The organism is Pseudomonas sp. L-22-4S-12 (genome assembly GCF_009799935.1).
Classification (GTDB): Bacteria; Pseudomonadota; Gammaproteobacteria; order Pseudomonadales; family Pseudomonadaceae; genus Aquipseudomonas.
The window spans coordinates 36,028-59,244 of sequence record NZ_WELL01000011.1; the positions used below are offsets into that span (position 1 = coordinate 36,028).

At 56.1% G+C, this 23,217-nt stretch carries 15 protein-coding genes and 1 tRNA gene; 7 read left to right on the forward strand and 9 right to left on the reverse strand.

Features of this window, described 5'->3' with window-relative positions:
* The first annotated feature begins 66 nt into the window (after nt 1-66).
* From pheS to F3I16_RS21110, 6 genes are all read left to right on the forward strand, one after another.
* Nucleotides 67-1,083, forward strand: a complete 1,017-nt coding sequence (gene pheS, locus F3I16_RS19545) for a phenylalanine--tRNA ligase subunit alpha (protein ID WP_160495198.1) — start codon at nt 67-69, stop codon at nt 1,081-1,083.
* A gap of 42 nt (nt 1,084-1,125) precedes the next feature.
* Entirely contained in the window at nt 1,126-3,504 is a 2,379-nt protein-coding gene (pheT, locus tag F3I16_RS19550) for a phenylalanine--tRNA ligase subunit beta (protein ID WP_160495199.1), read from the forward strand.
* Between the two features lie 3 nt (nt 3,505-3,507).
* Nucleotides 3,508-3,810, forward strand: coding sequence for an integration host factor subunit alpha (gene ihfA, locus F3I16_RS19555; RefSeq protein ID WP_002553164.1), 303 nt, complete (start codon nt 3,508-3,510; stop codon nt 3,808-3,810).
* The gene (locus F3I16_RS19560) at nt 3,791-4,147 is read left to right on the forward strand and encodes a MerR family transcriptional regulator (RefSeq protein ID WP_160491379.1); all 357 of its coding nucleotides are present in this window, start codon (nt 3,791-3,793) and stop codon (nt 4,145-4,147) included. Before ihfA ends, F3I16_RS19560 begins: the two co-directional genes overlap by 20 nt.
* An 83-nt stretch (nt 4,148-4,230) precedes the next feature.
* Nucleotides 4,231-4,307 (forward strand) — tRNA-Pro (locus F3I16_RS19565).
* Between the two features lie 429 nt (nt 4,308-4,736).
* Entirely contained in the window at nt 4,737-6,548 is a 1,812-nt protein-coding gene (locus F3I16_RS21110) for a hypothetical protein (RefSeq protein ID WP_218573337.1), read from the forward strand.
* 46 nt (nt 6,549-6,594) lie between these two features.
* On the opposite strand, the gene F3I16_RS19575 is transcribed toward F3I16_RS21110, so the two are convergent.
* From F3I16_RS19575 to F3I16_RS19615, 9 genes are all read right to left on the reverse strand, one after another.
* Entirely contained in the window at nt 6,595-8,739 is a 2,145-nt protein-coding gene (locus F3I16_RS19575) for a DEAD/DEAH box helicase (protein WP_160495200.1), read from the reverse strand.
* Nucleotide 8,740: 1 nt separating this feature from the next.
* A complete protein-coding gene (locus F3I16_RS19580; protein ID WP_160495201.1) occupies nt 8,741-10,360 on the reverse strand; it encodes a dsDNA nuclease domain-containing protein in 1,620 nt (539 codons plus the stop codon).
* 216 nt (nt 10,361-10,576) lie between these two features.
* A complete protein-coding gene (locus tag F3I16_RS19585; protein ID WP_160495202.1) occupies nt 10,577-13,597 on the reverse strand; it encodes a type III restriction-modification system endonuclease in 3,021 nt (1,006 codons plus the stop codon).
* A gap of 122 nt (nt 13,598-13,719) precedes the next feature.
* Nucleotides 13,720-14,778 carry a macro domain-containing protein gene (locus F3I16_RS19590; protein WP_160495203.1) on the reverse strand — a complete coding sequence of 353 codons (1,059 nt, stop codon included), beginning with the start codon at nt 14,776-14,778 and terminating at the stop codon, nt 13,720-13,722.
* A 14-nt stretch (nt 14,779-14,792) separates the two neighbouring features.
* A complete protein-coding gene (locus tag F3I16_RS19595; protein ID WP_160495204.1) occupies nt 14,793-15,428 on the reverse strand; it encodes a DUF4433 domain-containing protein in 636 nt (211 codons plus the stop codon).
* A 1-nt stretch (nt 15,429) separates the two neighbouring features.
* On the reverse strand, nt 15,430-17,460 hold the full coding sequence (locus F3I16_RS19600; RefSeq protein ID WP_256670241.1) for a site-specific DNA-methyltransferase: 2,031 nt from the start codon (nt 17,458-17,460) through the stop codon (nt 15,430-15,432).
* 134 nt (nt 17,461-17,594) lie between these two features.
* On the reverse strand, nt 17,595-18,347 hold the full coding sequence (locus tag F3I16_RS19605; protein ID WP_160495205.1) for a DUF4391 domain-containing protein: 753 nt from the start codon (nt 18,345-18,347) through the stop codon (nt 17,595-17,597).
* Nucleotides 18,348-18,350: 3 nt separating this feature from the next.
* A complete protein-coding gene (locus tag F3I16_RS19610) occupies nt 18,351-21,539 on the reverse strand; it encodes a helicase-related protein (RefSeq protein ID WP_160495206.1) in 3,189 nt (1,062 codons plus the stop codon).
* Between the two features lie 104 nt (nt 21,540-21,643).
* Nucleotides 21,644-22,789 carry a hypothetical protein gene (locus F3I16_RS19615; RefSeq protein WP_160495207.1) on the reverse strand — a complete coding sequence of 382 codons (1,146 nt, stop codon included), beginning with the start codon at nt 22,787-22,789 and terminating at the stop codon, nt 21,644-21,646.
* A 103-nt stretch (nt 22,790-22,892) separates the two neighbouring features.
* Here F3I16_RS19615 and F3I16_RS19620 point away from each other — a divergent pair, with 103 nt between their 5' ends.
* Nucleotides 22,893-23,078, forward strand: a complete 186-nt coding sequence (locus F3I16_RS19620) for an AlpA family transcriptional regulator (RefSeq protein WP_160495208.1) — start codon at nt 22,893-22,895, stop codon at nt 23,076-23,078.
* The last annotated feature ends 139 nt before the right edge of the window (nt 23,079-23,217 follow it).

A 23,217-nucleotide genomic window follows, 5' to 3' on the forward strand; every position in this document is an offset into this window, starting at 1 on the left:
TGCCAACGTCACCAATAGGGGAAGAGCCTTAAAGCTCTTCCCCTATTTTGTATCTGGAGTCCGTACATGGAAAACCTGGATGCATTGGTCTCGCAAGCGCTTGAGGCCGTGCAACACACTGAAGACGTCAACGCCCTGGAGCAGCTCCGGGTTCACTATCTTGGCAAGAAAGGCGAGCTGACCGCCCTGATGCAGACCCTCGGCAAGCTTTCCGCCGAAGAGCGTCCACAGGCCGGTGCGCTGATCAATGCTGCCAAGAGCCAGGTTCAGGACGCCCTCAACGCCCGCAAATCCGTGCTTGAGCAGGCTGCGCTGAGCGCCAAGCTCGCCGCCGAAAAAATCGACGTGACCCTGCCGGGCCGCGGTCAGGCCTCTGGTGGCCTGCACCCGGTGACTCGCACGCTGGAGCGTGTCGAACAGTTCTTCACCCATATCGGCTACAACGTGGCCGAGGGACCGGAAGTCGAAGACGACTACCACAACTTCGAGGCGCTCAACATCCCCGGCCACCACCCGGCGCGGGCGATGCACGATACCTTCTATTTCAATGCCAACATGCTGCTGCGCACTCACACCTCGCCGGTACAGGTGCGCACCATGGAATCGCAGCAGCCGCCGATCCGCATCGTCTGCCCCGGCCGCGTCTATCGCTGCGACTCCGATATCACCCACTCGCCGATGTTCCATCAGGTCGAAGGCCTGCTGATCGACGAGGGCATCAGCTTCGCCGACCTCAAGGGCACCATCGAGGAGTTCCTCCGGGTGTTCTTCGAGAAGCCGCTGGGCGTGCGCTTCCGTCCGTCCTTCTTCCCCTTCACCGAGCCATCGGCGGAAGTCGACATGCAGTGCGTGATGTGCAGTGGCAACGGTTGCCGCGTGTGCAAGCAAACCGGTTGGCTGGAAGTCATGGGTTGCGGCATGGTGCACCCGAACGTGCTGCGTATGTCCGGCATCGATCCGGAAAAATACCAGGGCTTCGCCTTCGGCATGGGCGTCGAGCGCCTGGCCATGCTGCGTTACGGCGTCAATGACTTGCGCCTGTTCTTCGATAACGACCTGCGGTTCCTGGCGCAATTCCGCTAGGCCACATGACCCGTATCGAATGCGTTCAGGAGAACAGACAGTATGAAATTCAGTGAACAGTGGCTGCGCAGCTGGGTCAATCCGCCGGTCTCGCGTGACGAGCTGGTGGCCCGCCTATCCATGGTCGGCCTCGAAGTAGACAGCGTTACCCCGGCTGCCGGCGAGTTCAGCGGCATCGTGATCGGCGAAATCCTCAGCACCGAACAGCATCCGGATGCCGACAAGCTGCGCGTGTGCCAGGTCAGCAATGGCAGCGAGAGCTTCCAGGTGGTCTGCGGTGCGCCGAATGCGCGCCCGGGCATCAAGATTCCGTTCGCCATGATCGGCGCCGAGCTGCCGGGTGACTTCAAGATCAAGAAGGCCAAGCTGCGCGGCGTCGAGTCCAACGGTATGCTCTGCTCGGCTTCCGAGCTGCAGATCAGCGATGACAACAGTGGTCTGATGGAGCTGGCGGCCGATTCGCCGGTGGGCGGCAATATCCGTGACTATCTGGGTCTGGATGATGCCAGCATCGAGCTGGGCCTGACGCCCAACCGGGGTGACTGCCTATCCCTGGCCGGTCTGGCCCGCGAAGTCGGGGCCATCTACGCCGCTCAGGTGTCGCCGGTGGAGATTTCCCCGGTTGCTCCGGCGCATGACGAAGTGCGTCCGGTCGAAGTGCTGGCGCCCAAGGCCTGCCCGCGTTACCTGGGCCGCGTCATTCGCAATGTCGACCTGTCCAGGCCGACCCCGCTGTGGATGGTCGAACGTCTGCGTCGTTCCGATATCCGCAGCATCGATGCGGCCGTCGACATCACCAACTACGTGATGCTCGAACTCGGCCAGCCTATGCATGCCTTCGATCTCGCCGAGATCAACGGTGGCATTCGCGTGCGCATGGCGGAAGAGGGTGAGAAGCTGGTTCTGCTGGATGGTCAGGAAGTCAGCCTGCGTGCCGATACTCTGGTGATCGCCGACCACCAGCGCGCCCTGGCCATCGCCGGCGTGATGGGGGGCGAGCACAGTGGCGTGAGCGACAAGACTCGCGATCTGTTCCTCGAAAGCGCGTTCTTCGACACCATCGCCCTGGCCGGCAAGGCCCGCTCCTATGGGCTGCACACCGACTCCTCGCACCGCTTCGAGCGTGGCGTGGATTCGCAGCTGGCGCGCCAGGCCATTGAGCGCGCTACGACCCTGCTGCTGGAGATCGTCGGCGGCGAAGCCGGTCCTGTCATCGAAGCCGTGAGCCAGGTCGATCTGCCACAAATCGCGCCGATCACCCTGCGTGCCGAGCGCATCGACCAGATGCTGGGCATGCAGATGGATGCCGCGGAAGTCGAGCGTCTGCTCACTGCTCTGGGCCTTGCCGTGTCCGTGCAGGACGCTGGCGTCTGGCAGGTTGGCGTGCCCAGCCATCGCTTCGATATCAGCCTGGAAGTCGATCTGATCGAAGAGCTGGGTCGCCTGTACGGTTACAACCGTCTGCCGGTGCGCTACCCGCAGGCGCGCCTGGCGCCGCAGGCCAAGAGCGAAGCGCGCGCCGAGCTGGCGACCCTGCGCCGTCTGCTGGTGGCGCGTGGTTATCAGGAAGCGATCACCTACAGCTTCATCGATCCCAAGCTGTTCGCCCTGTTCAATCCGGGCGTCGAGCCGCTGCAACTGGCCAATCCGATTTCCGCCGATATGGCGGCCATGCGTTCCTCGCTGTGGCCGGGGCTGGTCAAGGCGCTGCAGCACAACCTCAATCGTCAGCAGTCGCGCGTACGCCTGTTCGAGAGCGGCCTGCGCTTCGTCGGTCAGCTCGAAGGGTTGAAGCAGGAAGCCATGCTGGCCGGTGTGCTCACTGGCAGCCGCTTGCCGGAAGGTTGGGCGCATGGTCGTGATGACGTCGACTTCTATGACCTGAAGGCTGATGTCGAGGCGCTGCTGGGTTCTGCAGGTTCTGCACAAGAGTTCAGTTTCGCTCCCGGCGAACATGCAGCGCTGCATCCGGGGCAGACTGCGCGCATCGAGCGCGACGGACGTCTGATCGGCTTCATCGGTGCGCTGCATCCGGAGCTGGCCAAGACCCTCGGCATCGATCAGCCGGTCTACCTGTTCGAATTGGTATTGGCCGAAGTGGCCCAGGGACGCATGCCGAAGTTCAGCGAACTGTCGCGCTTCCCCGAGGTGCGTCGTGACCTGGCTTTGCTGGCCGATCGTGAACTGCCGGCCGAGTCGGTACTGGCTTGCATTCGTGAGGCGGCAGGCGAGTACCTGACGGATCTCAGGCTGTTTGACGTGTATCACGGTAAAGGTATTGATCCGCATAGAAAAAGCCTGGCCGTCGGCTTGACCTGGCAGCATCCATCGCGCACTCTTAATGACGATGAGGTGAATACCACAACGCAAAATATCCTCACCTCGCTGGAAGAAAGGTTCAACGCCACGTTAAGGAAGTAGCGTATGGGGGCTCTGACGAAAGCTGAGATGGCGGAACGTCTGTATGAAGAGCTTGGCCTGAATAAACGGGAAGCCAAGGAACTGGTCGAACTGTTTTTTGAAGAGATCCGCCACGCGCTGGAGGATAACGAGCAGGTCAAGCTGTCCGGTTTCGGCAACTTTGACCTGCGCGACAAGCGCCAGCGTCCGGGTCGCAATCCGAAAACAGGCGAAGAAATCCCAATCACGGCTCGCCGTGTTGTCACCTTTCGTCCGGGCCAGAAACTGAAGGCCAGAGTTGAGGCATATGCTGGAACCAAGTCATAACGACGAGCTGCCGCCCATCCCTGGCAAACGCTACTTCACCATCGGTGAGGTAAGTGATCTGTGCGCGGTAAAACCGCATGTACTGCGTTATTGGGAGCAGGAATTTCCCCAACTCAATCCGGTAAAGCGCCGTGGAAATCGTCGTTATTATCAGCGCCAGGATGTGCTGATGATTCGGCAGATCCGCGCCTTGTTGTATGACCAGGGTTTCACTATCGGCGGTGCGCGTCAGCGCTTGTCGGGCGATGAAGCCAAGGATGATACGACGCAGTACAAGCAGATGATTCGGCAGATGATCGTCGAGCTGGAAGATGTCTTGCAGGTCTTGCGTAAATAACCTGCTAAAGAAAAAGCTTCCGGAATTCAAAAGCTTAATGTAAGATCTGTCCGCTTTCGAAATTCGGGAGCTGCTGTAAAATTCGGGGCGTAGCGCAGCCCGGTAGCGCACTTGCATGGGGTGCAAGGGGTCGAGTGTTCGAATCACTCCGTCCCGACCAAAAAACCCTAGAAAATCCAGTCACTTAACGGTGACTGGATTTTTTTATGGGCGAGTGTTTTTAATCTTCTCCTGGAAAAGGGCTTTCTGGTTGCCAATTGGTTGCCAATTGAGATTGGCTTAAGGGTTGGGGCTGTCCAGGCTCAATCGCATAGCCCCAGCGGTAAGCCGGTTTTTCCGGAACCGGGATGGTTAGCGAAAGCCAAATCGGCACTTGTTAGCAGGATGGTTGCCCGGTAGAAGCGCCCTAAGAGGGGCTGGTTGCGTCACGCCTTAAGCAAAATGTGCGCTCACAACCCAAGATAGACTGGCGTTTCTTCTACGTGGTTACTGAGGGTTCGTTGCATGGACGTCAGTTATGACTTTGGGCTACCTTTGTGACGGAGTATTCGGGCTGGGGCTCGGTGGATAAGTACGTACGGATACAGCCATGATCAATGAGCTTCAAGTCAGCAAATCCTGTTATTTCTACAAACAACAAAACCCCATCACCGCCACTGCGATTAATGCCTTGTTTCGGGCAGTTCGCGCCGGACAGATTGCGCCTTCAAACAATCATTTCTGCTACATCCGTGAGCCGTATGGCGCTGCTTGCTGGTCTGCAATCTGCTTCCAGTTTGACCGGCGTCCTGCGTTCCTTGCAGACACAACATCGTTGACTGAAAGGGTGGCCGGCTATCTGTTGATCGTCGAATATGATGGCCATGTTGCTGTGTTCAAGTCTCAGTTGGACGTGCCGTCGGAGTTTGCTAAGAGACACCTGGTGCGAATCAGTGCCCAAGAGATAGGCAACGGACTAACAACCGAAAGCGCTGTATTTGATCGCGTCCGCTTGCGTCACATGAATACGTCTCGACTAGCGCTACGAACCAAAACTCTCGAAGCCGCGGATCTACGTAACGCAGTGGGGCCGGGATCGTCTGGTCGTTTCGCCCCGCTGGGGTATAGCTTTCGGCTTGACGATGAGCACTACACGACAACGCCCCGTACTGGGCGTATCTCACAGCGTTCAGACCGTTCTGGGTACGAGCAACTAGTGGACTTTGGATGTGAGATTATCGACCAAATCAGGCTCAAAGGCGGGGCGGCAGCGAACGGGTTTTTGAGCACATTTGCCCGTCCTATGGAGCTACAGGATCTCAAGGCGTTGCCTAGTCAGTTTGTTGTGGATACGGCGCTTCTTCAAGATGCGGTTTTTGAGCTGAAGGAAATTAGACTCGTCAAGCCTGACGGCGCGAACTATCTCGAGCTCACCAAGCTGGAAGCTGAAGCTATTTTTCGAGAGATTGAGACTGCGCTGCTGGTGGAAAAGAACAAGACCAAGCTTCTCCTCAAGCACCCAGTGACCAATGCGGTGATTGGTGAGATTGCCGTTAGTAAATCCAGGATTTCGCTCAAACAGCTGAATTTGCCCATTCTCGATGGTGTTGCAGTGGAAAGGGCGGATCTGCCTGTCGGCCAAGATCCAGACCGTATGCACTTCAGGCGTTTCATCGACCGTACCGATTCATTTATCGTGCTTTTTGACGAGCCTCAATACGCATACATCGACGGTAGCCTTTATCAAGACGACTCACTTATTAGTGGTGGAGCGTCGTTCCTCGGATATTTATTCGAAGAGAAGGCGCTTGCGGCTGTAACTGGGGAAAAGGGGGATTTCAGAGCGGGTCAGGTTGCCTTTGATGCTGACTCTACGTTTGGCGTACTTTTGGCTACTGCGGCTGCTCAGGATGATGTCGTAGTTTGCGATGATCTGGGCAATGAATGGGCCGACTTCATTGGGCTACGGGCGGATCCGGCTGCGCCACAGATTACTTTCTATCATGCCAAACACGGAGCACTCTCGCTCGGTGCTAGCCCGTTTCATATTTCGGTCAGCCAGGCTATCAAGAATCTTGGAAATCTAGGCTTGCCCAATGCGGCGATGAAATCGAAATATCGCAAATGGCGTAAGCCCTATGAAAACGAGGGTACTGTTACGGCGATCAGTCGCTTCTGCAAGGGCAATGCGGTCACCGGCCTGGTTGCGGCCAATTTATGCCGAGCTGCACCGCACACTAGAAAGAGGGTCGCCATAGTCACATCATCGTTAAGCAAAGGTGCAGTGAAGGACGCTTTCGAAGCGATCAAACTTGGCGGAAATGCCAATCCCCATTTCGTGCAACTGTACTGGCTACTCTCGTCCTTTTTTGCTTCGTGTGCTGAGGTGGGAGCATTTGGTTGCGTAATCTGCCAAGAATAGAGAAATAGGTATGTGGGGCATCTTGCGGCAAACGGTGCCGTGAATATCACATCTCCTCAATTGCCCAGCGCATGATGTCTTTTTCGAAGCTACCCAGCTGTGATGCCTCGATCCTTGGGGCAAGCTTCTGAAGCTTCTTGAGCATCTCATTCAGGTTCTCGGAAGGCAGTATTTCCCCTTTGAATTTCGTCGAGATCTGGACCGGTATGCCGTATTCATCCAGAGCTGTCAGCAACGGGTCATGAAAGAGATTCTCCAGTTGTTCGGAAAAGAACGTAAAGTCGCCATGCTCAAGATCACGCCGACCAAACACATCCTCTTGGATTCGGTTAATAGCCATGAAATCCCTGGGTAGCCGATAACATATGAGGTTTCTGATGAGCTTCAATCTTTGCCCAATCGATTCGCTCGGTGTTCGGTCAGCTCGATCATCATCTATGGCCTGCTGCAGGTAATCAGTGAAGTTCTTCTGGGCCCGCAGGGCATTGATGTGCCACGCCAGTTGGGCGCCTGAGTGAATGCCGTAGTCGAGTAGTTTGGTGGGCAGATGGTCGTAGACCAGATGACATAGGTACTCAAGCTGGCTTGGCTCGGGATTGCCCTTCCAGCCAAGCAAGTCGCGGCTGTAAGGTAGCTCTCTAATGATTCTGTCTGCGACTTCGACTTGGCGCTCAATGGGTAGGTGACGATTCTCGATTAACGTTGCGGCAGACAGCAGGGGTGTGGCGTAGGCGCGCTCAAGACGTTGACGTGAGAGATCGGTTAAATACTCCGGTTCAAGCTTGAGCAGCAGACCCATCGGTGACGCTTCATTCTGAGCGCCGATTGGATATTCGACGTTCAAGTCCTCCTCCAGGGGCGGGGCTTCAAGCATGTACACCTTGCCAATGAAGTAGCGATTCATGCGGCCGGCGCGACCAGAAATATTCTTGAACGTAAAGAAATCGAACGGGGTGTTATTAACCCTGCGGTCGTAGATGATTACGTTCTCGGCGGAGGTGTTAACGCCCTCGATCATCGTCGAGGTACAGATGATGTGCCTGATCGTCCCTTCGTTGAACAGCTTTACAAAGTACTGTTGCAGTGCACGAGGCACGCCGCCGTGGTGTATGCCTATTCCCAATGAAATGGCCTTGGCTACGTTCCACTCCGGATGGTAGTGCTCGGCGATCCATGCAGCGACGGGGTTAGTAGCCTCTACCGAGGGAAGTCCGGCTTCATCGATGAGGAACTGAGCTACCCGATTCGCACTGGCAGGTGATTGGCAGTATATAAGGGTCGGGCTGTTGATTTGAGCGCATAGTTCAAGGAGCTTCTCCTTGCGCGCATCACCTTTGGAGGAAAGGTTGAAATGATGTACGTCTACCGCCACCGTTGAGAAGGTGGATGGGATGAAATTGTACTCGTAGGCCTCCAGTCCCTGGATATTTTGAATGTGCGGGCCAAGCAGATAGAACTGTGCGCCTTGCTTCGCCAGTTTGTGGAAAGCGAGGCTCAGGTCCACGGCGCGATTTTTCTCATCGTTGTCATTTGCCAGATCCAGCTTGTAGAACTCATCGATGACAAAAAAGTCAACGTCCTCTAGATCGTCGCGCTGGAGTACCCGCTCCTGAGTAAGCAGGTAGACGTTGATGAGCTCTGGAGCCGCTTCTTGGCTCGGGTGTGTGATTACATTGCAGCGGTATCGAAATCGCTTGGCCAGCCTGCGTCGCGTTTCGTCGATCAGTGCGATGGTGGGTACGATTACTACGACTTTGTGGAAAATGCCTTGAGCGAGTACAGCATCAATGACAAGGCTTTTGCCGACGCTGGTCGATGCGCTCAATACAACATTGCGGCGCTGCATGAGTAGGTTGAATACATGGGCCTGGAGCCGATGGAATACCATCCCTTGCTCAACACCATCGACCCGGTGCATCTCAAAGGCCAGCCGATCGGCGTGCGATACCCCGTCCAAATGCGGCGAAATGTAAGGGAAAAGCCCAACGGTACGTACCATGCTGAGCAGCAGTGACTGCTCCACCTCGTCAAAAAGGGAGAATTTGTCGAGGGCGCGGATTACAAGATCACGCCCCTCCCATTCAGGATCGCTTTTATTGACGATTTGACTCATCGCCAAAAGTACATCAGTGGATGACCCGCTTTCCTGGGCCAGCAGCTGCAGGCGGTTTTTGATCTTCTCGTAATTCATATCAGCTAGCCGCCTTGCAGATCGAGTTGAATTCGGCGACCAGTTTCTGAATGCTCTCGATCGGTACCAGGAACACCGCGACCCTGACCTGCGCAACTTTTGGGGTCAACTGACCCTTGAGTGCTTCGTAGTGCTCGGTGATTTCCCGTTGCAGGTTGGTGAGGTAATCCGAGAGATAGCCTCCTTCCAGCGCTGTGCTGTCATAGGCAAGCAGGACGGGGAAGCAGAGCACGTTGAGCATGTCTTGCGCCGGCGCATTCCGATTCAGCGCCTGATTGAACGCTTCTGCTGTGGGGCGATGGTGCTGAGGCTCCCGTAGCGAAATGATGATTTCCCGCTCTTCGGTCAGTGCAGCCTTGGAGATAGTGGCATCGAGTACTGCACATATTTCCTTGATGGTCTCGTCCATCGTCCCAGTGAATATCATCCTGGAGAGCCCAAGCCATAGCTGATCGGGCTGACCGTTCTGGTGTACGACATGGGCGTTGCCGAACTCGGACAGCTTTCCATTGACTGTGTAGAAGACCTTGCACGCGATAGGTTCGCTGCCTTGTTTGCTCCGCAGAATGGTGTGAAGGATGAGCTCCGCAATCAGCCTGTCGCGAGGCATCGACGCCTGGTTGAAGGTGCCTATAGACTTGGCCAGTACTCCCTTGCAGTGGTGCACCTGGAAGTTGGCAATCTCGCTGGCCCGCAGACAGAACTCTGGAAGCCAGTCAACAAGGTGCTCGGCGAGCTCTCGGCATCGCCATTGCTCGAAATCGTATTTAACGTCAAAGCCTGAAAGCGACCTCAATACGCCCTCTTCGGTAGTAGCATGAAACTCAACCAGGAAGGGGGCTGGCTTTGTCCTGTAGGGTTTGGCAAACGTTGCTGAGGCCTTCTCTGCCGCATCCCATAAAAGCTGAAGTCGATCGAGTGCCGTCTGTCGATCGATAATCTTCTTGTGTGGCTCTGTTTTGACGTTTGCAGTCGCGGCATCATCTGCCCATTCCAAGAACTCGTCATAGATGTCCTTGTACTGTCGATGGCTGGGAGCCACGCCGTAGCGCTCGGCGAGCTCAGAGAGCCTGCGCAGGTTCATTGCCTCAAGCCAATCCACATCACCGCAAACCTGCCAGACGAAGTTGTCAGCCCAATAGGCAAAGCCTCTCTGCTGATCCGAGATGGTCTTTGAAAACGTCTTGGCGAGCTTCGCCCCGCGATCAGAGGCTGCATCAGGGAAAACACGCTTCTCCAGCTCGACCTGGAAGCATTGCAATGCTTTAGCAATGTCCCGCTTGGACACGATTCTGAAGCGGGCCACGCCCGGACGCGTGTCACATTTCAGAGACTTTTGGAAAAGAGAGCTGTCCGGTTTCCCGCTGTCCAAAGTGGTACTTTCTGTCAGGTTCCACTTGGTGTCGCTTTCAGTGGTTTTGACCTGGATGTATTCATTGACCAGTGCACCGCCTGCGTGAAATACCGCCACGATGTCGTCTGCTGTCTCGCACTCGACCTGGACGTACGCACTATCGTGCAACATTTTCAGAATGAACGTTACAGCAACGTGATCCTGATACTTGAAGCCTTGCCTCGCTGCAGGCCCGCCTTTGTTCGATGGGCTGGAACTACTTGCCATAACGTCCCTGTTTGTTGGTTTCGGTAGGATGGGGAGGCCACCACTGCCCGCTGGCTTGCCTGCTTACAAGTTGTGGGCGAAATACTATGACGTCAAGCCCATCTGCAGGTGCCTATTGGTATCACGCGAAAGGCTGGATTGCCCGAAAGTGGATGCCCGCAAGAGTCAGTTTTCGCCTGCAACGCTCAGCCATTTTGTTTTCTTGATCCGATTTATCTAATTCAGCACGCCCGCAATCACATCATCCACGCTGCTAGCCCGGCCAAAGCGCAGGCTGGCTTCATCGGTTGCGAGCAACTCGAAATGTGCGGTACCGCAGTCGATCTTCGCCTGCTCAATTGGGCGCAGGTCATCATTGAACAGGCTGCTCTTGGTTTCTACAACGAAGTAGAGGCGTTCTGCGCTATCTTGCTCAACCAGTATTGCCCAGTCGGGGTTATAGCTGCCGAGTGGGGTGGGAATGCGGAACCAGCCTGGCAGCTTTGCGTACACCTTCACTGCATCGTTGTGTTCGAGCGCTTGTGCGAAGTCACGTTCGATTGCTGAGTCGTAGACCACGTGCTCGTAGACGGATTTCTCGGTATTGAGCAGCATGTTTTTCAGGTAGCCAGTCAGCTCCTGTTTCTCGAATAGCTCCTGAGCGTAGAAGTTGTCGTCGCCCAGTTTCACGTACTTGATGCCTTCGACCAGCGCGAGGCGCTTGCAGCGGTTGATGATTTCGCCCGCCAGTTCAATGAACTGCTGGGGGTTACGCTTGAAGTCGTCCAGGCGCTTGCTTTCCGTGAGGATGCGTACCAGGGTGCGGCGAGTGAGCTGCGTGCGATCCTGCAGGTCGGTCAGAATATCCGGAAGTTCGATATCGCTCTCGTCCAGCGTAACGGTGTAGGCACCTTTCTTCTCGTTAGCCTCCACGCCCGACTTGCCGATGGCCAGATCCGCTTTGCGCCACTGCAGGCGAGGGCGGAACACTGCCGGGGCTTTCTGCAGGTTGCTGATGCAGTCGGCAATCAGCTGCTCGTTGTTGAAGTTAACGCGATAGGTTGTCTGGTGTTTGATCCGGTCCCAGAGCGCCTTGAACTCTTCGCTGTGCAATACGGCCTGGCGGGTCGGGATGGCACGCCGCTCATCAGCGTTCTTGATCTCCAGGCGACCGGAGACCTTCTTCAGTAGCTCGACGATTTGTGAGCGCTGAGCCTCGAACTCGGGCGGTAGTTGCAGCAAGCCATCCTTGAGCGCCTGTTTCAGTGAGTCTTGCACCTTGCCCTTGGCATCCACATATTGCTGGGCTTTCAGGAAGTCCCAGAGCACCTTCGATTGCTCGAAACCAAGTGGCTTGGTCTCGCCATCTGCGTCCTTGATAGCAACTGCTGCGAACTGGTGCTGCTCGACGATGCCGAAGCGGATGCCGGTGTCTTCCTCGATTTCCTTCTGCAGGTTCTCGGCGAAGGCTTCGTAGTTCTCTGTGGCAATGACCGTCAGAGTGTTCACCTCGAAGCCACGAACCCGATCGCCGTTTTGGTTGACGCACAGGCGCAGGCCGCGGCCAATGGTCTGCCGGCGCTCACGCTCGGATTGAATGTCACGCAGCGTGCAGATCTGGAATACGTTGGGGTTGTCCCAGCCTTCCTTGAGCGCCGAGTGGGAAAAGATGAACTTCAGCGGTGTGCTGAAGCTGAGCAGCTTTTCCTTGTCCTTCATGATCAGGTTGTAGGCGCGCTCAGCGTTTTCTCGGTTACCGGCGTTGTTCTCAGCGGTGTCGGACCATCCGCCTTTCTTGTCGATGGAGAAGTAGCCGTTGTGCACCTCTTCAGCGCTGTGGTTGAGGTCGACCTCGCTGAATAGGCTTTGATAGTCCGGGTGCTTGGCGAAACGTTTGTATTCTTCTTCGAAGATGGTCGCGTACACGCCTTTCACCGGATTGCCATCCGCATCGTACTGGCGATAGCGCTCGACTGTGTCGATGAAGAACAACGATAGCACCTTGATGCCCATGGGGCGGAAGCGCTTTTCCTTGTCGAGGTGCTCCTTGATCGTGCGGCGGATCATTTCGCGCTGAATGGCCAGGGGCTCTACACCGCCATGGACCTCGCCAATGCGCAGGTACTTTTCGCCACCTGGGTAGCGCAGCTCGACGAACTCCTCACCTTTGGCGGTATTGATCTCGCCAATGCGAATGTCCTGATAAACCGCGCGCTTGGTTGTCTGCTGCAGATCGTCACTGTCGTAGACCGTGACCTCTTGGGTGACTACGCCACCAGAGGTTGTGCCCATATCCAGTTCGACCTTAGCGGAAATGGTGCCGCGCTTGTTGCTCACCGCCACCAGACGCACGAACGGCTTGTTGTGAGCATCCTCGACCGTTGCCGAGGCCACCTCGATCTGCTTGACCAGGCGGCGCTCGTAGGCGTCCACGGCGTCCAGCCGATAGACCATGTGGTGCTTGTCCGCGTGGGTTGCAGAATAGCGCAATGTGCACAATGGGTTCATCGCGTCCAGCGCACTTTTGCCGGCCCCTTTTAGACCGCCATCGACGCTCTGCGGCTCGTCGACAATCAGGATCGGGCGGGTCGCCTTGATCAGGTCGATGGGCTTCTCACCGCCGGTTTTTTCGCTGTCCTTGTAGAGGTTGTTGACGTCCTTCTTGTTGATCGCACCTACGGTCACCACCATGATCTGGATAGTCGAGCTGGTGGCAAAATTGCGCACCTCGCCGAGCTTGTTCGAGTCGTATAGGAAGTAGTCGTAGGGCACGCCGGCATAAAGCCCTTTGAAGTGCTCCTCGGTAATCTGCAGCGACTTGTAGACGCCTTCCTTGATCGCCACCGAGGGCACCACGATCACGAACTTGGTAAAGTCGTAGCGTTTGTTCAGCTCGAAGATGGTCCGCAGGTAGACATACGTCTTGCCCGTGCCAGTTTCCATCTCGACGGTAAAGTCGCCGGAGGCGAGTAGGCCGGATGGCGGTAGCCCGCCACGCAGCTGGATATCACTGAGGTTCTTGTGCAGCTCATCGTCGAGCAGTGTCAGGCGGTTGCCAACGCCCAGGTCGGACTCAGCAATGCCCAGAGCAAACTGCTGCGGGGCGCTTCCAGGGAAAAGATCATTGTCTGCCGGGGCAGGGGCCTTCATGGTTACCGTGAATTCCGTACGGCACGCCTCCTGGCCACGGAACAGATCGCATACCGCTTCGATGGCCTGTAATTGGTAGTCGAGATCCGGCTCGAAGTGCAGTTTCATGTTCAATCCATTTTCAAGCTTGCCTTCAGGCAGAGGCGAGAAATTCTGTCAATTAACTCATCGACTCCCACCATGCAGCGCTGGCTGCATGGTGGGAGTCGATTTAGTCTTATGGTGTTGGTTTAGGCGCTCAGCGCTATCGGCTCAATCCAGCCTTTGCTTGCCAGTACCTCTACGGCGATACCAATCTGGCGCGGCGTAAACTGCTTCTTGCGAGCGTTCCAGTCATAGGTGCGTGCAATCACTTCATTAACGCTGGAGACAGGGTCACCCTGTTTGACGATCCAGTGCACGGTAGCCAGCAGCTCCAGACCGAAGGGGGTCTCGAAGCCTTCCACTAGCTCACCGACTCGGTCGAATCTAGCGCGTGTTTCGGCATTCGCGGCCAGGAAGGCATTGGCCTCCTCGACTGCGCCAGGCACCAGCGTTAAGGGCTTATCGGGGGCATCACCGCCATCGGCATAGCCCGCCACCAGGTGACCTTCAATCGTGCGCAATACATGCCGCAGGTTCTCGGCATAGGGACCGTAGGCGGCTTGCACATATTTGAGGCGCAGCGGCTCGCCTGCGACCTGCATGAAGTACATCAGTTTGTGCACTTCCAGCAGGCTAATTGTCGGGTCAAGCAGGCCGCGTACATAGCGGTTCATCAGCTCCACCAATGCAGCACGTCCAGCGGTCATGCTTGGCACTTCACGGCTGTGGTGCATAGTGTCAGCCGCAGGTGCGCCCTTGGGTTCGTAGACGCGCACGCGCACGTTCGGCAGGTCAGCCATGGCGGCTTCGATACGCGGGCGCACCTCGGTCCAATCGAGCCCGCCCAAACCGCTGCCCAACGGTGGAATGGCGATGGAGCGGATGCCGCGGCTGTGAATCTCGGCCACCAAAGCGCTGAGGCCTGTGTCTATGTCCTGCAGGCGGCTCTTGCCGCGCCAGTGACGTTTGGTGGGGAAGTTGATGATGTAGCGTGGCGACGTGAGCTGGTTGGTGTCGAACACGAACATCCGGCCCGGCTGCACCTCTTCGCGCTTGCATGCTGCCTCGTAAGCCTTGAAGTTCTCCGGCCACATGTTCTTGAACTGCAAGGCAATGCCACGGCCCATCACACCGACACAGTTCACGGTGTTGATGATGGCTTCAGAGTCATCCCGCAGGATGTCGCCGCTGGTAAATTCGATCATGACTGGCTCTTCACTCAGTAGTACCACTCAGGGCGTAGCTCGACTGTAGGTCTGTGCCCTTGTGCAGGCAGCACATTAGCTACCTGCGTATAGATTTGCCTGGATTGCACACCGATTCGCTCGATCAGGTGCCAGGGGAAGCTCTGCTCAAGCAGAAACTCGGCTTGCTTCTGCTCTTTACAGCTGCTCCAAATCCGAGCTGCCACGGCATCCCAGTTGATTTCATGCAGCCGTGCCACATCCGCTCGGTCTTCAAAGTAGTAGGAGCCAGCATTGGAGAGCGTGAAAGCCCAGCGTCTGGCCTGGGCATTGGCCCACTGCACTGTCGCGTGCAGATCCGCTTCCAAATGTACGATAGGCCCTTGCCCGCCCTTGTAGGCGAGATCCTGATGTTGCCGGCTGATCAGGAACAGCATTACCGAGCGCGGACAGAAGTAGAACGGCACGCATTCGCCGACATGCAGGCCCGGATGGCTATCCAGCCCTAGTTGCAAGCGGCGCTGCTTGATGTGGTTCATGCCAATGGTCGTACCTGGCAACGCCTGATTCAACAGTACTGCATCGGACAGCAAGCCAGCGCTGGCGATGATGGACGGCAAACGGTCCACATGGCAGATATGATAAATCTTGGGCTGCGCTGGCACGGCCATTTTACAGGCTCCGCACGTTCTTGATGCCGGCCTGGTTGAGGATGGCGGCCAGATTGGTTTTGGCAATGTCGTCGACAAAGGCGCTGTCGCGGAACACGCAGGTGCTATCGCTGGCGGGGGCTTGCGCCTTGTGCCAGGAAATAATGCCCTGAGCCAGGTCTTCCACTTGGCCGCGGGTAATTTGCTCTGCCAGGCAGGCCAACAGAACCCCCCCCCCGATGCTGTACACCGTTTTGCCGTCGATTTGCTGCTGCTCGTTGGGGACGCATAGATCTAGACCTAACTTAAGCAGTAGCTCGTAGAGAATGTCAGTCTCAGTCCGCCCAGGAACTAGATGATCCTGATGAGTGAAGAGGGTTTGATCAAGATTTTCTGGCTTAGGGTTCCAGGCTTGTATATTCGATGTGTTGAGCTTGAAAACTCGGAAGCCTGTGTCTCCAGAAAACATCGAGTTTTCTGCTTTGACTTTTTCGGCGGCTCGACGAATCCGTTCTTTGGTCAACTCTGCAATATTTTCGGCAACACCTAGTTTTCTACAGACAGCGGCAGCTTCCTTTTGGGTTTTCTCTGATGCGTCAAGGGGCTCTGGGAGCTGGACACAAATAAAGCGGCGAGAGTGCCCATCGATCGCGTTTTGCTGCATCACTGCCTGGGCGGTAGATCCCGAGCCTGAGAATAGATCGAGAATTATTTCATTCCCACTTGTTCCCAGCAAAAAGCAGGTCCGTAGAAAGTCAATAGACTTAGGGAAGTCAAAAGACTCACCCGGTAGGAGTTCTTTTAGAGCTCGCTTGCCGCTATCAGTTGAGAACTCTCCGCCAATCCAGATGGATTTTGGCTTTGATGTTCTTTCAACTGCGCCTTCGTCGTCTTCATCATCTTCATCAAGATCGTCTACTGCAATTGAAGGATCGAGATACACTCGATGCTCGACGTCTAATCTACCGTTGCGGTCTGAGCGCTTGGGGTGCATCCAGGAAAGATGCTTTTTAACTCTGTCCTGACCCCAGCGCCAACGACCTTCGCTCCCGTCTCCTCGCATGGGGAATATTTCAAGATCTTTGGCTGTTAAACGCTCAAGTGATACACGGCCAGATTCTTCGTCCCAATAGATAGGAAAGAACATATTAGGGCGGTCTTGTCTTTTATCCGGGCCGCCACGTTTGCGAAGGTCGCGTAGGGCATATTTGAAACCATTCTCGTCTGTGTGTTTAAACGCTGCTCGCTGCTCATCTGTGAGTGGTAAGCCGTTAGATTTAAAGTTGGCTCCGGCGTAAACGACAACGTACTCGTGACAGGCTGCTACGTGTTTCTTGTCGTTGCGACCTTTGAGATTGTTGACGACCGTTATTGTTGCGACGAAATTTTCTTCGCCAAATATTTCGTTTGCTAGTGTCCGTAGATTATTGAGTTCTCTGTCGTCAATTGAGATAAAAACGACGCCGTCATTTTTGAGTAGCGAGTGTGCTAGCTTCAGGCGGGGGTAAATCATGTTTAGCCAGTCAGTATGAAAGCGCCCACTGCTTTCAGTGTTGCTACTAATTCGGTGCCCGCTTTCGATCTGTCCCGTCAATTCCAAGTAGTTGTTTATATTGTCTTGGAAATTGTCAGGGTAAACAAAGTCTTTGCCAGTGTTGTAGGGGGGGTCGAGATAAATTAGCTTGACCTTGCCCGCATAGCTCTTTTGCAGCAGTTTGAGTACTTCGAGGTTATCGCCCTCAATCATCAGGTTTTGCGTACTGTCCCAGTCCACGCTTTCGTCTAGGCAGGGCAGCAGGGTGCCGGTGCTAGGTGTCAGTGCCAGTTGGCGAGCTGCGCGTTTGCCATGCCAGTTCAGGCCGTACTTTTCGTCGGCGTCCGTTACGGTGGCATCACCCACGAGCTGTTTGAGCACGTCCTGGTTGATGGCCACGCCATTGAGGCCTTCGGTGATCAATTCAGGGAACAAGGCTTTGAGTTTGTCGATGTTTTCTGCCTTGAGGTCGGCGCTATGCGCTTCCGGCGACTGTGCGTCGATTTTTTGCATGGTCATTTGCTATTTCCTTCACGGTCTACCTGCACGTACTAGCTTGCAGGCACGGTGTAATGCTGGCTGGCATGGTATTCCATTTCGACAGCCTTTTAATGCTTGTTGGCTAGGTTTTGGTACTTGCTGAAACCATCACCCTACAGTCTTGCTTGGGCTTCACTCAGCGCTTGCTGTAGCTGTTTCAGTTGCAGGTTTAGCTCTACCTGACGAGCAATCTGCTGAGCCTTTTGTGCCTGTGCGCGCAGCGTGACGATCTGCGCTTCCAGCTCGGCGCAGGCTTGCAGGGCTTGGTGACGGGCCTTCGCATCGAGTGGGCTTTTCGCCGCACGAAAACTACCAGTGTGCTGTGCTACCTGAAGGGCCAGCAGGGTATCCAACCAGCCCTGATAAAAGACGCTCAGGTCACTACGCGGCTGGCGCTCTAGGCTTATCGCATCGAGAAAGGCTGCAGTGACCTGAGGGGTGCTTGACACAGTGACGGCGGTGACTTCGCCATCGAGCACGGTCTTGTCGGCCTCGTTCTGTGCCCAACGCTTGTGGCTGATGGAGAGCTGTAACGACTCTGGCGTGCTAATCAACAGCAGGGTTGGATGAGGTACAGCGCGGTGCAGCAGCTCAATGAGTCGGCTGGGGCGAGCTGAAGAGCGCAGGGTGAGGTGCAATACGGCGACTTCCACGTATTCGCGTTGTGCATCGCGATAGGCGGGGATGCCGCAATTGTCGGGCTTCAGCGCGGCAATCCACTGGACCTCTTCAATGCCTTCATGGATTTGCTGCCGATCCACAGCTGTAGGGGCCAGATTCTCGATCAGCAGCTTCTTGGATACGCGCTGATTGACCCGTGCCTGCTCAGGCAGTTGCAGGGCTGCAATGATGTCCTCGGCAACCACGGCTCACTCCTGGGGTAGCACGACCATAAAGGCAATTACTTCGAAGTCGTTGCTGCCGGCGAACGCGCCCTTCATCGCATGGCTACCGGCTGGGTTGAATAGGCTGGCAACGGCCCGCTCTTCGCTCTTGCCAGCCACTGAAGACACTGCAGCTGCCAGCAGACTTTGGGCATCGTGCATATCCTCACCTTGTTTGGTGAGTTCATCGAATCGGTTGCCTGCGGTGGCGTCAGGTAGTTCACGCCCAAGGGCCAGGCGCTTGAGTCGATCCAGAATGCGTTTGGCTTGAGTGAAGGGCAGCAGCACGGTTTCATCCTCTGCCACGTGAACGAGGTAGTGGGGCGCAAGCGGGTAGCCGTCGCTGATCTTGTCAGCGGCCTCGCCCTCAGCACGCAGGCAAAAAATAATACCGGGTGGGATGTCCGCGTCGCGGGTTGTGGTGATGGAACAGGCCCCCAGCGGCATGTTCTCCAGCACGCCAGGATGAGTTTTGAGGTACTGGGCGAGGTCGATACGGAAGTCGGTTAGGGTGAGGTCGGTGATTGAAACGCCGCTAGAAAGGTCTTCCAGATCGATGACAGCATCCTGCAGCTTGAGTAGTTGCTTACGGCGGTACTCCAGATCGTTCATGGAGTCGCCGGACTGCGCTTCGATCAGGTTCTCCTCCCCGGTGGCGGATACGTCTAGCAGGACCATGCGGCCACTGACTCGCTGCTCCAGGTTGATGTATTCCTCCAGCTCCATGTTGGGCCAGAAGTTGACCAACTGGATGTGCTGGTTGGGTGAACCAATACGGTCGATACGACCAAAGCGCTGGATGATTCGCACCGGGTTCCAGTGGATGTCGTAGTTGATCAGCCAGTCGCAGTCCTGCAGGTTTTGGCCTTCGGAGATACAGTCGGTGGCAATCAGTAAATCCAGCTCGCCTTCCTCTGCTAGGTCGGCAGGGCGCTCTTTCGACCGCGGGGAGAAGGTCGTCAGTATCGAGGTCAGGTCGGTGCGCAGGCCGGGAATCGTGGTTTGGTTGCGGCCGGAGCCGGTCACCAAGGCTGTTTGCACGCCTAAGGTTTCGCTGGCCCATGAGGCGAGCTGTTCGTAGAGGTAGCGCGCCGTATCAGCAAAGGCAGTGAAGATGATGACTTTGCGATTACCTGGGTTTATCGGGTTTTGGCACTTTTTGGCAAGCATGCTGCGCAGCTCCGCCAGTTTGGCGTCGCGTTGAGGTTGTACTTGCTGTGCTGCCGATAGCAGGGTGGCCAGGCGATTACGATCTTCCAGCAGATCCTGCTTCCAGCGCACCAGATCGACGTCACTCAGCAGCACCTTGACCTTGCGCCCGACCAGCAGCGCCTCAAACGCCGGATCATCGATGTCGACATCGGCGATATCGATCTCTTCAATTTCGTGTGCGTGCTGCTCAATACGTTCGAGCGTGCGTTCGACATCCTTGAGCTGTCGTTCAAGGGTCAGCGCAAACGAATACACCGCGCTTTCCATGCGCTTGAGTACATTGATGCGCAGCAGGTGGATCAGGCTCTCTTCGCGGTCCGCTTGGCGGAAGAAGCTCTCGCCGCCACGGATCTCGGTGCTGTATTTGGCGTCGTAAGCCGCTTGCTTGTGCTGCAGGACGTAGCGCAGCGGTGCATAGCTGGCGAGGTTGAGGCGGCGAATCTCATGGTTGATCTCGCGAATGGCGCGAAATTGCCCGGCAGCATCCACATCGGCTTTGATGTTTATCGGGCGTAGACGACTGGGGAAACGGCCGGTTTCGGTGGTGCCGTAGTACTTCTCGATATGCCGGCGTGAGCGGGCGATGGTCAGCAGGTCGAGGAGGGTGAAATAGTCGAAGCCGAGCATTTCGACCAGGCGCTCTGGGGTCTTCTCACGCTCATCCAGATCCAGCCAGCGATTGAACTGCAATTGGGCTTTGCGGGTGGTGGCTTCGATGCTGGTGATGCCGTGCTCAAACAGTGCGTTGTCATTGCCCTCGGTCACGAAGGCGATCTGGTTGCGCAGATCAGCCAGGCGGTTGTTGACCGGGGTGGCGGACAGCATCAGGACACGGGTTTTCACACCTTCGCGGATGATCCTGCGCATGAGGCGGTCGTAACGTGTTTCTTGGCCTTGGCGCGGCGCTTTCTTGTTGCGGAAGTTGTGCGATTCGTCGATTACGACCAGGTCATAGTTGCCCCAGTTGATGTGCGACAGATCGAGGTCGCCGGAGAGCCCGGCCTCGCGTGAAAGATCGGTGTGATTGAGTACGTCGTAGTTGAAGCGATCTGACGCCAGCACGTTGCGCCGGTCATTTGCTTTGTAGAGCGTCCAGTTATCACGCAGGCGCTTCGGGCACAGCACCAGCACGCGGTCATTGCGTAGTTCGTGGTACTTGATGACAGCGAGCGCTTCGAAGGTTTTCCCCAAACCTACACTGTCGGCAATGATGCAGCCGCCAAAGCGGTTGAGCTTGTCGATGGCGCCGACGACGCCATCGCGTTGGAACTTGAAGAGCTTGTTCCAAACCACCGTGTTGCGGATGCCGGTGGCGGATTTCACCACGCGTTCTTCATCCAGTCCGTCGTCCTTCTCTTTGAAGAGCTGATGGAGAACCAGGTTGTACAGGGTGGCCGGTGAACGCTGCTCGGCAATTTCGCGCAGAGCATTCAGTAGCTCGGTTTTGTCGCTGGGACGGGATGTCAGAGTTTGCCATTGGTTATCAAACCAAGGCGCAAACATGGCCGCCTCCTGGGACGACTCGCTGGCCTGGATCAGGCTCATGGGGTTGCCTGGCGTTAAGCCGAGGCCATCTGTGGTCAGGGCAAAAGAGCCCATGACCACTTGATCAGGAGTGCCAGCTGCATCTCTCAGTAAACCGATACCTTGCGGAATGATAGAGCTCGCGCGCTTCAGCTCAACTTTGGCGTTCAGCCACTGGTGGCAGCGCCGGGCAAGGCTGCGGGCAATGAGGCGATTGCGTGCCGCGCGGTCTGCCTCACCGCCAAGCAGCTCCAGGCTCTCGCTGCCGGATGGCAGGATCAGTTGAACTTTGCGCAGCTGGGCAAGAGATTTGGCCAGCTCAGAGAAGGCGAACAAGGAGAGCGCTGGGGATGCACAGGCCAGCTGGTGATCCGGTTTCATCCGCTCGTTGAGCAAATCGATAACTCGGTCTTGGCCAGCGTTCTGAATCAACCTCATTGCGTGCTCCCTTGCGCAGTGATTCACAGTTTGCCAGGCATCATAAACGCGTTTACTGGCGTGGCGCAGCGTCTATGTGGCACCGCGCTAGCTGTCGCTAGTGACTACTGTGGTGCATCTTCCTGTGAGGTGGGCGTGGTTGGAGCGCTTGCACTTACCGCCAGATCAGGCCTCAGAAGCAGGCGTGGTGCTGCCTTCATCGACATAGTGGGTTTCGCTGAACAGCGCATTCTTTTGTGAATTGTCGAGGGTATATCCGGCGATAAAGTCACGGGGTTTACTTTGCTGGTTTGCGCATCGCAGTAGAGGCAGAAGCTGTACTCAGGGGGACTGAGCAAGTGGCAGGCATTACATTCAACGGCTTTCCCGTTCCAGGCCTGCAGAGCGGTCAACATGGTTTCGGCGATAAGCTCGGCCCGGCCTTGAACAGTGTTGTCCTGCTCTGTAGCCGGTTGCTCGTCCGCCATTTGAATCTGTCTGGCTCTGTGTGCTTCGAGTGCAAGCTGCAACTCGGCTTTTTCTTTGTCGAGTGCAGCTTGCCGGGCTTTCTCAGCTGCCTCGCGCTCGGTCTGTTCGAGGTGCCACTGAGCGTTCAGCTCGGACGCAAGTAATCGAAGTCGCTGTTCTGTGATCGTCAGTAGCCTTTCGCCGCGGATGGATCGGATCCAGTGGCGGGTTGTTGGATCGTACAGAACTGCATGCTCGAAGCTGGCCGGATCATTGATCTGCTCCAATGTCAGGTGATGGAGATCAATCTCCATGCTTGAGTGCTTCAGGCCTTCTAGCTGGCGATAACGCTCATGCTCCATTCGTGCTGAGAGCTTGATCCGAATGATCAACTGCCTATCCGACTGATGCAGAACTGCATGGCCTCTCAAGTTGCCCAGATCGACGAACCGCTCAACAGTATCTGCAGTGGTGATCACTGGCTGCAGCTCGACCTTTTGCTCTAGCAGTCGGCCTTCTTGTGTGGCCACCCTGACTGTTTCGGTCAGTGCTGGGAGCATGAGTTGCTTCTGCTGAGCCAGTAGCGCGACCGCAGCACGTCTGACGCCTTCGCGGAAGCCATCGAAGCAATCATTCGATTTCGCATGGCGGAAGTGTGGAACGACCCTCTCGCCATTGTTGGCTGCGTTCAACGGTTGCTGGCATCCGGGGCAGACGCATCCGCAGCGCAGTCCGTTTTCGACCTCATGGGCGCGGAAGAGGGTGCCGTCACGTTCTCCGAAGGGGATTTTGTTTTCGTGCATGTCCTTTGCTGAGGCTTTCCTGATCGCTAATTGATTTGTGTCTGGTTACGGCGAGGCCAGTCCAATCCAACGCTGAAGTTAATCAATTGGAGTATGGCTTGTCATGAAAGTGTTGCGGTTGAATGCGGTTGTTCGGACTACGGGGCTTGCCAGATCTACGATCTACAAGCTGATCGGTTCAGGTGAGTTTCCCCGGCCTGTGCCTCTGACGGGGCGAAGTGTTGGTTGGATCGAAACCGAGGTGGTCGCCTGGATTCAGTCGAGAGTTGAGGCGCGTGACTGCTTCTGAATAGAGTCGGGCCGGAAGCCACCATTTGTTTCATGGACGGTTGGCAATGTGTCGCCGTTGAAGACACATGTGGTGCAACGTGTACCTGAAATGGACTTTTTGCGACACGTTGGCATTGCGCCCAAAAGAATGTGAAATG

What these genes read in the sequence shown, in the direction of transcription:
- pheS (WP_160495198.1), top strand. Translation starts at nt 67, where the DNA reads ATGGAAAACCTGGATGCATTGGTCTCGCAAGCGCTTGAGGCCGTGCAA.
- pheT (WP_160495199.1), top strand. Translation starts at nt 1,126, where the DNA reads ATGAAATTCAGTGAACAGTGGCTGCGCAGCTGGGTCAATCCGCCGGTC.
- ihfA (WP_002553164.1), top strand. Translation starts at nt 3,508, where the DNA reads ATGGGGGCTCTGACGAAAGCTGAGATGGCGGAACGTCTGTATGAAGAG.
- F3I16_RS19560 (WP_160491379.1), top strand. Translation starts at nt 3,791, where the DNA reads ATGCTGGAACCAAGTCATAACGACGAGCTGCCGCCCATCCCTGGCAAA.
- F3I16_RS21110 (WP_218573337.1), top strand. Translation starts at nt 4,737, where the DNA reads ATGATCAATGAGCTTCAAGTCAGCAAATCCTGTTATTTCTACAAACAA.
- F3I16_RS19575 (WP_160495200.1), bottom strand. Translation starts at nt 8,739, where the DNA reads ATGAATTACGAGAAGATCAAAAACCGCCTGCAGCTGCTGGCCCAGGAA.
- F3I16_RS19580 (WP_160495201.1), bottom strand. Translation starts at nt 10,360, where the DNA reads ATGGCAAGTAGTTCCAGCCCATCGAACAAAGGCGGGCCTGCAGCGAGG.
- F3I16_RS19585 (WP_160495202.1), bottom strand. Translation starts at nt 13,597, where the DNA reads ATGAAACTGCACTTCGAGCCGGATCTCGACTACCAATTACAGGCCATC.
- F3I16_RS19590 (WP_160495203.1), bottom strand. Translation starts at nt 14,778, where the DNA reads ATGATCGAATTTACCAGCGGCGACATCCTGCGGGATGACTCTGAAGCC.
- F3I16_RS19595 (WP_160495204.1), bottom strand. Translation starts at nt 15,428, where the DNA reads ATGGCCGTGCCAGCGCAGCCCAAGATTTATCATATCTGCCATGTGGAC.
- F3I16_RS19600 (WP_256670241.1), bottom strand. Translation starts at nt 17,460, where the DNA reads ATGACCATGCAAAAAATCGACGCACAGTCGCCGGAAGCGCATAGCGCC.
- F3I16_RS19610 (WP_160495206.1), bottom strand. Translation starts at nt 21,539, where the DNA reads ATGAGGTTGATTCAGAACGCTGGCCAAGACCGAGTTATCGATTTGCTC.
- F3I16_RS19615 (WP_160495207.1), bottom strand. Translation starts at nt 22,789, where the DNA reads ATGCACGAAAACAAAATCCCCTTCGGAGAACGTGACGGCACCCTCTTC.
- F3I16_RS19620 (WP_160495208.1), top strand. Translation starts at nt 22,893, where the DNA reads ATGAAAGTGTTGCGGTTGAATGCGGTTGTTCGGACTACGGGGCTTGCC.